Below are 13,551 nucleotides of genomic sequence, written 5' to 3' on the forward strand. Positions count from 1 at the left end.
GATACATAAATGTTTGTAGTAGAATGTTAGTCAAATATGATTTTTTCAATCTGTTTTGATTATATACCAGCTCGTGTTATAATGAGTAACTTAAGGTAATTAAGACGTTCCTTATAACTGAACGGATGCCATGAAAGCCTCCGCATAGAGATAAAATATAGAGGTGTAAAAGATTGAATAAAAAATGGACGATTGAAAAAATTAAAGAATTTATTGAGACTAATTCGGAAAGTAAGTTGCTAACGACGGAATATCACGGTTTTTCTCAAAAGTTATTATTAAAATGTGCGTGTGGTAGCAAGTTTGAAAAAACATTTACAAAGTTTAAAAATAAACATCAACGTAAATGTGACGTTTGCCAACCGCCAAAAGAGTCACGCTAATCAATGATAAACGAAGTGTTTAAATGAACTAGCTAATAAAAAAAGTTCAATGATTACAGCTACAAAGAATATTTTAAAAGTGAGTAGGAGAACAAACATGATAGAGATCAAAACATCTCCATTAAGTGATGGAGAATTCAATAGAGGGGTATTTGCAACGTGTGATATCAAAAAAGGACAACTTTTACACGAAGCCCCTGTCATTGCTTATCCAAATGAAGAACACCAATACATTGAGCAAACGTTACTCGCTGATTACGCTTTTGAGTATGGGATCGGTCGAACTGCTATCCTTCTTGGTTATGGTATGTTGTTTAACCATTCTTATGAACCTAATGCAACATATGAGATTAATTTTAAAAACCAAACATTTGACTTCTTTGCTTATACGGATATTAAAGCCGGAGATGAAATTCTAATCAATTATAATGGCGATGTTGATGACAAAGAGCTACTGTGGTTTGATCAGGAAAAAGAGGATTAAAATAAATCAGGGCGTTGATCCAAGAAGGATTGACGCTTTTTTTGTTGAAGTTATTGAGTCTATTACTTATCAGGTATGTTTGCTGCTACAGTACACCGTGATTCAAATGGTGTTTTTCGAGAAAGTAAATTTGGAAATAAATAATCCATTATAGATGGAAAGGAGGGAGGGAGCTTTAGCTGATTTTCCAGCTTCTCTAATTTCTACTTTCCATGTTGCGTTCCTCCTAGTTGTACCTTGTTTATATTTCTATGATACAAAACAAACCGTGATATAAACCTGTCATGGTTTAGAGACTTTTTTCCGGAAAATGTTTTTGCTAGCATTTTTCAACTAATTTTAGTCACTCGATATGAAAAAGACTACTATTCATTCAAATAGAGTGGGCTTTTTTGTCCATTGACGTGGCTTGAATTTCTACGCGAAAAAGGAGTTATTCTTAAAATATGGTATAATGAGAGAGTAACTAGATAGAGGTTTTATGGGCGATTGGTAATCAAATTTCCACCTATTTTCTTCAAGCCATTGAAGAGAAAGGAGTTGATGCCAATGACTATTTTTGAAGCAATTATGGTTGCTATAAGTTTTTCATCACTTATAGTTTCAGTAATTGCATTGTCGTTTACTTTTACACAAAAAAAGTAAACCGCCCTTGCCTCCCAAGCATGTGAGTCGGTTTACTTGATCATTTTGCAAATCGCCTTTGAAGCGATTCGTCTTGTTACGAAGACCATTTGGTGCTACAACACTAAATGGTCTTATATATTTTATATACATCTTTAATATGAATTATAACACGCAGATAAGTATTTATTCAATTAGAACAAATAAATACAGAATTATATAAGCTTCACAAGAATATAAAATTCGACAGGCGAAAAACAGATAACTAAATAGTTGTCTGTTTTATGTAACTGTTTTTTTAGAGATGATCGGAAGCTAATGGGCGTATTTTTTCCAAATTAGCAGATATAATGGTTTTTATTCACATAATAAAATTTGACGTAAAAACGATTGTTTTTTAGCAACACATCGATCAGATATAACAAAACCTGCATCCTCTATCATGTCATCAATTGTTTCAATAGTAACGACAACTACCTTATCGGCAATGCGTCGAGCATGTTTTAAAATATCATATTGATCTTCGGCTGATGTATGCGTAAATAAGTTATAGGGTAAATCAATTATAGCGACATCATAATGTTCCTTAACCTCGGAGATTGGACCTAATGTAATATTGCCTGTTAACCCAAAATAAGTGATGTTTTTTCTGGAACCTTGACAAACATTGTAATTTATATCTCGCCCTTCAATATTAATTCCCATAGAAAGGGCTTCAATTACTACCGTCCCTATACCACAACAAGGGTCGATCGCACGAATATTTTGAGGCTGGGGAACTGCGATATTTGCAACAGTACGAGCTACTCTAGTACTAAGTGCCGTTGAATAACTGTGTGGTTTGTGTAAATGATTATGCCAAATGGATTCACTCTTCATATGCTTTCCAAAATACCATATTCGATCTATTAAAATAAGGCCAAATACAATTTCAGGCTCATTTAGGTCTGGTTCGCCATCTATGCACAGTCCTACCTCGCGTTCTATCAATCTACGCTCCGGCAGATGAATTTTCTTCTCTTCACCTATATCCATATTATTTAAACAAACTATTTTATAAGTTGCTTCCTTTACTTTTAAATCCTTCACCAATGTCTTGATGTTCTCTATGCTGTTATCTTCATATAGCACTTCAAGTCTGTCCTGCATAAAAGGGCTTCGGCTTGGATCAATTTTAATAGGGCTTATTATATAGTTTGATTGAGAATCAAAATTAAAAAATGAACGCATCTCCATTCTGCACAGATCGTACTCATCAACATGATGTACATATGTGTATATAAATTTACTGTTATTTTGTTCGTTACTCAATTGATTATCATCCTTTTAAGTTGTTGTTCACTTGATTTCACTAACGTACATAAAAAACAAATGAAGTTGTTTATTTGGTAATCGTATCATAGGTGACTCTATGAAGCCACTCGATATCAATATCGATTCACATTTATGTCGAGGTAAAATTGATTAGAGGGAATAGTGGAAATAATTTGTAAGAAAAAATAATATAAAAATAGACATTTATTCAGGTCGAATTTCATGTTTCACAAATACAGGAGGGTGTTTAATGGTTGTAACGGAAGATGTTTTAAATAGAAAGGGAGCAAGAAAGGCTAGCGATATCCCTACTGACGTTTTAATGTTGTTGAATCAAGGGACCATAGAGAGTGTAAATTTAACGGAATGGCAAGCTGTTCACCATATTACTTTAGTAAAAAATGTTCTACCGCCAATAGGGCTAGAAGAAAAGTTAGAATTTATACTAACGGAGATAGAGAAACAAAAAGTCGGAACGGGAATGAAGGCTATACGTTTACTAGGAAGTTTATTAGATACAGTTATGATGGATGAAAGTGATACAAAAAAAGAGGAGTTAATCAAAATATGTTCAACTCATGTATCTGATAGTGTCCGATGTTGGGCAGCGTTTATGAATAAAAACAACGGTCATTCTTTAGAAGAGAAATTGTTGTATATCCGTTCTTTCGCAGCAGATCATCATTTTGGTGTCCGAGAAATTGCTTGGATGTCAATAAGGGAGGACCTTTCAGCAAATATCGAGAGTAGTGTAGATTTGTTAACGGAATGGGCGAAAAGTGAAGATGAAAACATTCGTAGATTTAGTTTAGAATCAATCCGTCCTCGCGGGGTATGGACAAAGCATATTGAAAAATTAAAGGAAGAACCGCAAATCGCACTTCCTATTCTACATTTACTTAAATCAGATCCTTCAAAGTATGTTCAAGATTCTGTTGGCAACTGGTTAAATGATGCTAGTAAAACGCAACCAGAGTGGGTAAAAAACCTTTGTGATGAATGGCAAAAAGCATCTCCAACTAAAGCGACTGAGAGAATCATTAAAAAGGCTCAAAGAACAATGGTAAAAGGGTAAATGATTGAGAGGAAGGTAATGAAACTCAGTTAGGATGGTAGGGGTCTTTGTATTATCAAATCTTGTTAAAAAGAGAATTTCAAAATCATTTGAAATTCTCTTTTATATATAGCTAATTTGGAGGATACCAATACGAAATAGCACTTATAATATGGATCCATGTTTCATGTCAAATTAGATCTTCATTTCCCGAACAAGCAGAGAAACATTAGGACTCACCAATTTTGGCTAGTCCTAATGTTATTCTTTGCTCGATAGTGGAGGTACCTCCTGTAGAGGTGGGTGTAGCTTTATAGTAAGTTTGATTAAATGAACGATATTAACCTGGATATGAGAACAAAAATTTAGACCCTTAGCGAGCCGCGGAAGCCCCTTGCTGCATAGTAAGAATCTGCACCATTGTGGTACACAAAAACAGTGTCGTAGCGATAATCACAAAAAATGGCGCCGCCGAGTTTTCTAATATTAGCAGGTGTTTGTACCCAGCTCGAAGTTTTCATATCGAAATTTTCAAGTTTCTGCAGCTCTCGGTATTGTTCTTCCGTTAAAAGCTCAATGCCCATGGCAGTTGCCATATCAATAGCGTTATTTTCTGGTTTGTGCTTTTTCCTTGACTCCAGTGCTTCACGGTCGTAACAAACACTTCTGCGACCTTTAGGACTTTCCGCTGAACAATCATAAAAAATGTATTCGCCCGTCTTTTCATCATGGCCAACAACATCCGGTTCACCGCCAGTTCCTTCCATTTCATTAAGCGACCAAAGTTTTTCAGTATTAGCTTCGAGCTTAGCTTGTACTTCAGTCCATTCTAGACCTTTATGGCGGTTCATATTTTTCTCAAAACGGGCTTTCAAAGTTCTGAGTAGTTCCTTACGTTGTTCTAGTAACAACTCCTTATTTTTCTTTGTCATATTAGTTTCCCCCTTATTGTTATTACTCATAATTGGACAGAACTGCTCAGTAAGTTCAATAAAAATTCACTTACTTATGATAGAGTTCTCCGTTTAACATCGAGTATTCTGCTTGTTATAAAAAACGAATCATTTCCTTTATTTCATCTCTAGTTTGAATAATTGTATCGTTTTCGTTTGGGAAAATCGATATGGCTTCACGGTCATTTTCAATATCCACAATTAAATCGTCTAGAAAAATCGAAAGTGGTATGTTGAATGCTTAAGAATGTCTCGTCTAAATTAGCACCCATCATTTCAGCAAAGCTTCGGGTTGGCCAAACAGGAAGTACAAATGGATAGCTGTCTTCGTCTTCGAATAATAACATGTCGCCATTTTCGTCACGTAGTAACCACACTTGTTCATACGTTGCAACCATAGCATAAAAATTTGCAAGTCGCTTTTCCGCAGGACGGTTTAAAATAAATCGTTTAATTAGTTTCATATAGGTCATTCCTTTATAGTATCATCCTAAAAAAGATATCAAAAAAAATATAAAATTACTATATATAATTTTTCTGAATGTTGTTAATTGTATAATCCGTACTCTACTATCCAGCACATTGAATAGCAACAATTCTTGAAAAAACACCCATTAATGTAGCCTCTGGCCTTGTATTTTTAGCAACTGACGAATCACTCTTTCTGACAGGTACAGAATTGGTTATTGATGGCGGTTGGACAGCTATTTTTTTAAAAATTAAGCTTGAGAAAAAAACGAGGCTTCACACAATGTGAGCCTAGTTTTTTTGTTATTACATGCGGAAGTAGAAAAATTTCAGTGATAATGATGAAATAGTTTTAGAACAAGTTTATTGTGTAGTTTTTAAAGAGACTGTGATTGAAAAAGTATTATTCTATTTAAAGGACGTTGACTTGGACGGGGACGAAGAGTTGAACGAAGAAACATTTTTGGTGGATGAATATTCATATAATAGCAATGCACAATTGATAAAATTATACGAAATGGTTTCTATCATGAAAGTAAAAATATTATACCAACTACCACATTTCGATTTGAGTATGTTAATGAAGGTATATTTATATACTCAAAACAATTGAAACTAAATCAAATGGATGTTGAAGAGTTAAGGTGGAAGATCAAAAAAACAAAATCAAGTAGGATATTAGAAACGGATATTGTGAACTAAATCCATTTTAAGTACCTCAAATATTAGACATAGTGTTTTATGAACTATACCCTGTCGAGTAGATAAAGGAAATAATAAAAATACATTAAGCGGCTTGAGTCTAAAGGACTCAGGCCGTTTTATCTTTTCTGGTATTGATAAGATGAATTTAAAAGTGAGTGAGGTAGCATTTGGAAAAGTAGGGGGAATTGGGATAAAATAATAGCTAAGCAGGAAGATGAAAGTTTGAATAGTACATTTGAGATGAAAGGAGTAAGTATGAAGATAACAGAGATTATTAAAAAAATTGAACAGGATCGTAATTGCAGTCTTGTGAAAAGGACCACAGATTTCACGAGTGAATTAGCGCTTCCAAAAGATTTGAATTATTTTTTTAGCAATTATAACTCTTTACAAATGTTTGTAGATAAGCCCTATGGAATAAAAATAGTTTCTTCTAATGAGTTTATTCCAACTAGTAAAAGGATTTACCCAGAGGATGATGTTATTTGGGAGGAACTCGAAGGGGATCTAAGTAATGAATGGTTTCTTATTGCTGAATCTGAACAAATCAGCCAATACATAAGCATTGATATGAGCAAGTCTCATTTTGGTTATTGCTACGATAGTTTCTTGGATACCCATGCAACACCAGGCGATAGTCAGATTATTGCTAAAAGCTTTACGGAACTATTAGAGAATCTATACTCTAGTAAAGGTGAAAATTGGTTTTGGTTGACTGAAAATTTCAAGTCGTATGGGGATGCTTATGATGTCAGGTAAAATATTCATTAACACCAAGTGTTTGTGTTAAAATCGGACCATTTTTATCACGTGTAGATCCTTCATATTTACATCTGAAACGGACAAAACGAATAGGGAGGTACATCATGTCGGAAATAATAAATAGAGAGCCGATATTACCAATTAGACAAATAGGGGAAGACAATTGGATTGAAAATCTGACATCCTTTCTTGATAATCATGATGTAGAAGTGATTTCATTAAAAGGTGAAAAAATATTTCAAAAGACAGAGCAATATCTAGATTGGATAATCCCCTTACAAACGAAAGATTACTTCTTTAATTTTGGTGATATTGAAAGTTCCGATTTCATGTACAATCTTAAGAAAATTGGTGAGTGGGAAGTATTGACAAATTCAATTTGGGAGTTTGTATCATTAAACTTTCAAACGGAAGAAACAGATAAATATATTGTTTTTTCTGAAAGTCCGAGCAATGACCCTATTTGCTTTAATAGGGACACTGGAGAGGTATATTTGTTTTCTCATGATCCCATTAAAATGGCTAAAGTATATAAAGATTTCAATGACTATTTATTAAATGAAATAGTCGAAATCCAAAAATTGTACGCAGAAATCGCTTTTGATAGTTCGAAGGAAGAAATAGCGTATAAAGAAAATTTGTTGGATGGCGATGGAATAGATTTTGATTTCCGTTATTTAAAGCTTTAAGTACAAAAAACAACAAGGATGACTTTATGTAAGAGACGTAAAAACCTAGAGGATTATAGAAAGTGGGTTGTATTAAAATGCACATGTCTAAAGTTCATATATGGGTGGGTATTAACCGTGATGATACTTATGTTTTTGAAAAATACTTTGAATTGGAATACAGTGATCAAGATATAGATATTGATATTGATGACCCTGATTATAATGTATGTCAATTTTGTAATGATATTGGTGAGAGGAGGTATGATGAGGATTTAATAGGTGTTTTTAGAACAGAAGAGTTGAGAAATATAACAGAGTTTTTGGGGGAGTTATCAGTTTCATCAGAAATAGGGATTGAAATACAGGATAGTAGTATAGAAAAAGGTTTTGAAAGTATTAATTCAATGTTCTATTATATGGATCCAGAATTAGTAATATCAGATGTACATAAACTGTACAATAAACTTACTTATTTAGGTGTTTTTGAAACTGATTTATAACGGAATTATATTATTAGAAAGAGTTGTTATCCAGTAAGAGAATATTGCTAGTGTTTTTGCATAGGGGGATAGAATGAGGGATACAAAGATGATAGGTCAAACAGTGAAGGAAACATTTGTTCAACTTAATGGTTTTAAATTATTTGCAAAATATTATGGAGATAAAAAGAATACACCAACTGTTATAATGGATGCCGGATATGGAGACTATTCTAAAACGTGGAAGCATATTGTGTCTGAAATTTCTGTACTTACAGATGTACTAGTTTATGATAGGGCTGGATTAGGAAATAGCGAAAAAAGTCCGAATCCTAGAACAAGTACATATATGGTAAAAGAGTTGAAAGAAGCCCTTATTCGATTGAATATTAGGCCACCTTACATCTTGGTAGGACATTCTTTTGGTGGGGTAAATGCACGCATATATACTTCTGAATATCCTCAAGATGTTGCGGGGCTAGTGCTAGTTGACTCTACACCCGAAGATTATAAAGAAAGGTTTTTGCCAACAATGTCTAAGGAGTTTCAAGATGCTTACAACAAACAATTTGTTAATGAAGGTACATATGATGAATTTATGGAAAGCTTGAAACAGCTAAAGAATTCAAGAAGGGAAATAAGTGTCCCTTTAATTATTATATCAGCAGGAAAAAAAGCTCATTATTCAGAAGAAACACAAGTGCTATGGAATAAAATGCAGAAAGAGATTCTTCAAATATCTTCTAATGGTGAATTTATAATAGCTAAAAATAGTACCCATTACATACAAAATGATGAACCAGAAGTCGTAGTTAATGCAGTGAAAAGGTTAATTGACAATAGTTAAAAATTAATCCTGTATTTTAATGTAAAATTAACCATAAGTGAGGCGATTGAATTCATTCAAAAGTCATATTTCGAATTTTTATAGCAAAAAATAAGAGGAAAATACATAAAAATTCAAAAAATAATTGACTCTTTTTTTTATGTGTGATAAAAATGATAGTATCAATTCGGAAAATTTATAGTTGGGCAATGATAGGATTAAGTAGTGATAATCTCCCTTTTTCAGAGAGCTGATGGTTGGTGCGAATCAGTATATAGAAGATCATGAATTTCGACCTGGAGCATCTTTCATAAATCACACATGTTGTGAGGAAGTGGAAGACGGTAGTGAATACCGTTATCAAATAAAGTGGTGAAGAATTTTTTCACAACTAGGGTGGTACCGCGATATATATCGTCCCTACGTGTTTACGTAGGGACGTTTTTTATTTTGGGCTTATTCTTGTTGTATTTTCATAACTAGGGTGGTACCGCGATATTATATCGTCCCTACGTATTTACGTAGGGGCGTTTTTTATTAAGGTTTTATTCTAGTTGTATCTTCATAACTAGGGTGGTACCGCGATATTACATCGTCCCTACGTATTTTCGTAGGGACGTTTTTTATTAAGGTTTTATTCTAGTTGTATCTTCATAACTAGGGTGGTACCGCGATATTATATCGTCCCTACGTATTTGCGTAGGGACATTTTTTTTGAATAGTTTCTTGGTATTTTTCACAACTATGATGGTACCGCGATATTTTTTCTTCCCTAGCTGAAGGAAGTGGTTGTAGGAGAAAGGAGTCACGATAGACCAATATGAATAAAAACCGAATTGTCATAAATAAAGAAATAGAAGATGAGAGGAGATAAAGAGATGAATTCACAGCAATGGACATCGAAATTAGGTTTCATTTTAGCTGCAGCAGGCTCAGCGATAGGTCTTGGTGCGATTTGGAAGTTCCCATATATGGCCGGTATTGGAGGTGGCGGTGCGTTCTTCCTTATTTTCATCGGTTTTACCTTATTAATTGGTTTACCGTTATTATTGGCTGAATTTGTCGTTGGAAGAAGTACACAAAAAGAGGCTGTTGAAGCATATAGAACTATTGCTCCAAAGACGCTATGGCCGTGGGTCGGAAAATTAGGGATTGCCACATGTTTCATATTACTTTCATTCTACAGTGTTGTAGGAGGATGGATTTTATTATATTTATGGAATGCAATTACAGGTAGACTATGGGAAGGAAATGGTGCGTACGAAGCAACATTTGGTGAAATCATTTCCAATCCATTTTTAGCGGTTGGATCACAGCTATTATTTATTCTTATGACTATTTTTATCGTAAGTAAAGGTGTACAAAACGGTGTTGAAAAAGTAAATAAGTATTTCATGCCAGCACTATTTGTTTTATTCTTTGTATTAATTATTCGTGCTCTTACATTAGATGGGGCAGGAGAAGGGGTTCGCTTCTTCTTGCAGCCGGATTTCTCAAATGTAACATCTGAAGTTATTTTATATGCGATGGGGCAATCGTTCTTCTCGTTATCTGTCGGTGTAGGCGTAATGGTTACGTATAGTTCATACTTACCGAAAGAAGAAAGTTTACCACGTTCCGCATTTTCTATCGTCGGTTTAACGCTTGTCATTACATTGCTTGCAGGGCTTGCTATTTTCCCGGTAGTATTCGCATTTGGAATGGAACCATCTCAAGGACCTGGTCTATTATTTATTGTCTTGCCAGCGATTTTCAGTAAGATGGCATTTGGAAAAGTGTTCTTCATTATTTTCTTGTTACTATTTTTCTTTGCAACGATAACATCAGCCATTTCCATGCTGGAAATTAGCGTGGCCTCTTTAACGACAAAAGGTAAAGGGAAACGCGAAAAAATGGCATTGATTGTAGGATTACTAATCTTTGTTGTAGGGATTCCATCGGCGTTATCATTTGGCGTATTAAGCGATGTGCAATTATTTGGAAAAACAATCTTTGATTTAGCAGACTATACAGTAAGTAATATTCTTATGCCACTCGGTGTATTATTAGTTGCGATCTTCGTACCGTTTAAAATGAAGAAAGATGTATTAATGAAAGAACTGGGTGTAAGTAAAAATAAAGGCTATAAATTATTTGTATTATGGTTATTCTTACTTCACTATATAGCACCGATTGCAATTATTATTGTATTTTTAAATGTAATTGGCGTGATTTAAACATATAAAAGGCCCTAGCATATTAATATGTTAGGGCCTTTTTGCTATATCTTGCATTTCATGTAGTGTATCAAAGTGAATGTAAAACTATAACCCAAAAACTGCATAGGTAAAGAGAGAACTGATCGGGTCCACAAGAAAAGTGATCGGGTCAGCCGAAGAACTGCTCAGGTCCCTACGAATACAGCCCTCCACGAAATAAAAGCATAAACCCACGTAAATCAAAGCAATACCCGTGTAAAACAGATGAAAAATCAAAAAAGAATAGCTTGACATCATTCATGAATAGCACAAACATCACAATTTTTTCAGCATATCATAATGGAGAAAGCGTTTTCTTCAATTAATATAGAAGAAAGTCACTACAATTCAATCAAGTTTGCTGCAAAAAACTTTGTTTCAAATGCTAAAGATAAGTATGTATATAAGGGTTCTTGATTGAGGTACATTTCGTCACTTGGTTTTATTACGACACATAGAGAGAAAGGGCATGAAACTTAGATTGGCTAATCAAATCGGAAAGTCATGTTGTAGAGTTTCGACCTGTAGTTGTAATAAATCACATTCTGCTGTTGAAGTGATACACCTTTATACAATCAAAGTTGTTCATATTGATATCCATATGTAATTCGTAAAGACGTGGTTTGTTTTGTCATGTCAGATATACCATTGAAAATTCTATAAATTAGATGATTTCAGCTATTTCAGACAAATATTTGTACGAATATTGGGATTTTACGAAAAAAATTTGCAAAAACCTTAACTATTTCATACGAAATCCGTATAATAAATCAAACAGTGTGAAAATTGTCCATTTTCTATCGACGGCAAATTGCGTGAATCTTTTAAATTGTATTGACGTAGGGAAAGATAATTTGTACACTGTGTACAATCAATTGTTTTTTGGAGGAATACATTTAATTTAAAAAGTTAGGATTTGATGGTTATGATCGTATGTAAATTTGGTGGAACATCTGTAGCAAGTGCAGAACAAATTCAAAAAGTAGCAAACATTGTAAAATCTAATCCGGCACGTAAAATCGTAGCCGTTTCTGCACCTGGGAAGCGTTCTGGTGATGATATAAAGGTAACTGATTTATTAATTAACTTAGCAATGGCAGCATTAAAAAATGAAGATTTTGAGAAAGAATTGCAAATCGTTGTAAATCGCTTTATGGCGATTGCGGATGGTTTGGAGTTAGATTATACAATTTGTGATGTGATCGCTGAAGATTTACGTGAACGTGTACAAGGTGATAAATCGAATGAGGAATTATTTATTGATAGCATCAAAGCGGCAGGGGAAGACAATAATGCAAAGCTAATCGCCGCTTATTTTAATTCCATCGGTATGCCTGCGCGCTACGTAAGTCCAAAAGAAGGTTTGGTAGTCAATAATTTACCTGAACGCACGTGTGCATTACCAGAGGCTTATGCTAATTTAGCACCTCTAAAATATACTAAGGAAATTATTGTATTCCCAGGTTTCTTTGGTTACACTAAAGCGGGCATACTGCGTACATTTGACCGCGGTGGCTCTGATATTACAGGCTCTATTTTAGCAGCTGCTGTTGAAGCAGAGCTTTATGAAAACTTTACGGATGTGGACTGTGTGTTCTCCGCGAATCCGAAAGTTGTGAATGATCCAGTGGAGATTAAAGAAATTACGTATCGCGAAATGCGCGAATTATCCTATGCAGGCTTTTCGGTTTTCCATGATGAAGCGTTAATGCCTGTTTACAAGATTGGGGTGCCCGTTAACATAAAAAATACAAATAATCCATCAGCCCCAGGTACTCGTATCGTACCAAGACGCTCTGTTACAGGACGTCCAGTTACAGGTATCTCGGCAGACAGTGGCTTTTCAACTTTATATGTGTCAAAATATTTGATGAATCGTGAAGTAGGCTTTGGACGTAAGCTTCTTCAAATTTTAGAAGATGAAAATATTTCATATGAACATACACCGTCTGGTTTAGACGATATTTCTGTCATTATGCGTTCAAATCAAATTACACTAGATAATGAAGAGCGTATTCTTTCTCGTGTGAAAAATGAGTTACATGCAGATGATGTGCAAATGCGTCATGGTTTCTCGATGATTGTTATAGTAGGCGAAGGCATGCGTAATAACACAGGTCTAGCGGCCCGTGCTGCAACTGCGATTTCTAAAACAGGTGCAAATATAGAGATGATTAATCAAGGTTCTTCTGAAGTTAGTCTAGTATTCGGAGTGCTACAAGAGTTTGAAAACCAAATTTTACAAGCACTTTATGAGGAATTTTTTGCACATGTGAGAGTGTGAGGATAGATAGTGAAACTTTAATCAGTGGGGAGTTCTTTAACCCCTCTGATTAGTAGACTTCACCAAACGGGCATCTTCGGGAAGTTAAACTACGCTTAATTCTTGGGTGGAGAATTTGTACCTGACGCCTATTAATGCGGGATAAAGTGAAACTTTAAGCAGTGGGGAGTTCTTTATCCCCACTGGTTAATTAGTGTTCACCAATCGGGCATTTACGGGCAGTTAAACGTTGCTTGATTCATGGATAGAGGTCATGTATTCGAGGTTTCGCGTTCGATTTAGAAAGAATACTGCCCGTTAATGCGGG

At 34.6% G+C, this 13,551-nt stretch carries 13 protein-coding genes and 1 other annotated feature; of the genes, 10 read left to right on the forward strand and 3 right to left on the reverse strand.

The genetic code is table 11. The features are described from left to right. Positions 1 to 173: 173 nt before the first annotated feature. The 3 genes from ACQKN2_RS02070 to ACQKN2_RS02080 all read left to right on the forward strand — a co-directional run bounded on the left by ACQKN2_RS02070 (position 174) and on the right by ACQKN2_RS02080 (position 1,512). The gene (locus tag ACQKN2_RS02070; protein WP_323649546.1) at positions 174 to 383 is read left to right on the forward strand and encodes a hypothetical protein; all 210 of its coding nucleotides are present in this window, start codon (positions 174 to 176) and stop codon (positions 381 to 383) included. 97 nt (positions 384 to 480) lie between these two features. Continuing rightward, positions 481 to 867, forward strand: coding sequence for an SET domain-containing protein (locus tag ACQKN2_RS02075; protein ID WP_427413452.1), 387 nt, complete (start codon positions 481 to 483; stop codon positions 865 to 867). 549 nt (positions 868 to 1,416) lie between these two features. Further along, complete coding sequence (locus ACQKN2_RS02080; protein ID WP_427413453.1) at positions 1,417 to 1,512, forward strand: putative holin-like toxin; 96 nt, start codon at positions 1,417 to 1,419, stop codon at positions 1,510 to 1,512. Between the two features lie 336 nt (positions 1,513 to 1,848). On the opposite strand, the gene ACQKN2_RS02085 is transcribed toward ACQKN2_RS02080, so the two are convergent. After that, positions 1,849 to 2,802 (reverse strand): TRM11 family SAM-dependent methyltransferase, encoded by a 954-nt coding sequence (locus ACQKN2_RS02085; RefSeq protein ID WP_427413454.1) that lies wholly within the window; start codon positions 2,800 to 2,802, stop codon positions 1,849 to 1,851. Between the two features lie 253 nt (positions 2,803 to 3,055). Here ACQKN2_RS02085 and ACQKN2_RS02090 point away from each other — a divergent pair, with 253 nt between their 5' ends. After that, complete coding sequence (locus ACQKN2_RS02090) at positions 3,056 to 3,880, forward strand: DNA alkylation repair protein (protein ID WP_427413455.1); 825 nt, start codon at positions 3,056 to 3,058, stop codon at positions 3,878 to 3,880. Between the two features lie 344 nt (positions 3,881 to 4,224). On the opposite strand, the gene ACQKN2_RS02095 is transcribed toward ACQKN2_RS02090, so the two are convergent. Both ACQKN2_RS02095 and ACQKN2_RS02100 read right to left on the reverse strand, forming a co-directional pair. Next, complete coding sequence (locus ACQKN2_RS02095; RefSeq protein WP_427413456.1) at positions 4,225 to 4,791, reverse strand: DUF4256 domain-containing protein; 567 nt, start codon at positions 4,789 to 4,791, stop codon at positions 4,225 to 4,227. Between the two features lie 209 nt (positions 4,792 to 5,000). Further along, on the reverse strand, positions 5,001 to 5,276 hold the full coding sequence (locus ACQKN2_RS02100) for a DUF2750 domain-containing protein (protein WP_427413457.1): 276 nt from the start codon (positions 5,274 to 5,276) through the stop codon (positions 5,001 to 5,003). Positions 5,277 to 6,207: 931 nt separating this feature from the next. Between ACQKN2_RS02100 and ACQKN2_RS02105 the strand changes: the two genes are divergently transcribed. The 6 genes from ACQKN2_RS02105 to ACQKN2_RS02130 all read left to right on the forward strand — a co-directional run bounded on the left by ACQKN2_RS02105 (position 6,208) and on the right by ACQKN2_RS02130 (position 13,244). After that, positions 6,208 to 6,744, forward strand: coding sequence for an SMI1/KNR4 family protein (locus ACQKN2_RS02105; RefSeq protein WP_323649557.1), 537 nt, complete (start codon positions 6,208 to 6,210; stop codon positions 6,742 to 6,744). Positions 6,745 to 6,851: 107 nt separating this feature from the next. Next, on the forward strand, positions 6,852 to 7,436 hold the full coding sequence (locus tag ACQKN2_RS02110) for an SMI1/KNR4 family protein (protein ID WP_427413458.1): 585 nt from the start codon (positions 6,852 to 6,854) through the stop codon (positions 7,434 to 7,436). Between the two features lie 62 nt (positions 7,437 to 7,498). Beyond that, complete coding sequence (locus ACQKN2_RS02115; protein ID WP_427413459.1) at positions 7,499 to 7,918, forward strand: immunity 22 family protein; 420 nt, start codon at positions 7,499 to 7,501, stop codon at positions 7,916 to 7,918. Positions 7,919 to 7,991: 73 nt separating this feature from the next. Next, positions 7,992 to 8,744, forward strand: a complete 753-nt coding sequence (locus tag ACQKN2_RS02120; protein WP_427413460.1) for an alpha/beta fold hydrolase — start codon at positions 7,992 to 7,994, stop codon at positions 8,742 to 8,744. Positions 8,745 to 8,923: 179 nt separating this feature from the next. Next, positions 8,924 to 9,148: a binding site (T-box leader), on the forward strand. Between the two features lie 453 nt (positions 9,149 to 9,601). Further along, positions 9,602 to 10,939 carry a sodium-dependent transporter gene (locus ACQKN2_RS02125; protein ID WP_427413461.1) on the forward strand — a complete coding sequence of 446 codons (1,338 nt, stop codon included), beginning with the start codon at positions 9,602 to 9,604 and terminating at the stop codon, positions 10,937 to 10,939. Between the two features lie 946 nt (positions 10,940 to 11,885). After that, positions 11,886 to 13,244, forward strand: coding sequence for an aspartate kinase (locus ACQKN2_RS02130; RefSeq protein WP_427413462.1), 1,359 nt, complete (start codon positions 11,886 to 11,888; stop codon positions 13,242 to 13,244). Positions 13,245 to 13,551: the final 307 nt, after the last annotated feature.

The sequence above is a fragment of the Lysinibacillus sp. NPDC093688 genome, from assembly GCF_050280145.1.
Classification (GTDB): Bacteria; Bacillota; Bacilli; order Bacillales_A; family Planococcaceae; genus Lysinibacillus; species Lysinibacillus xylanilyticus_B.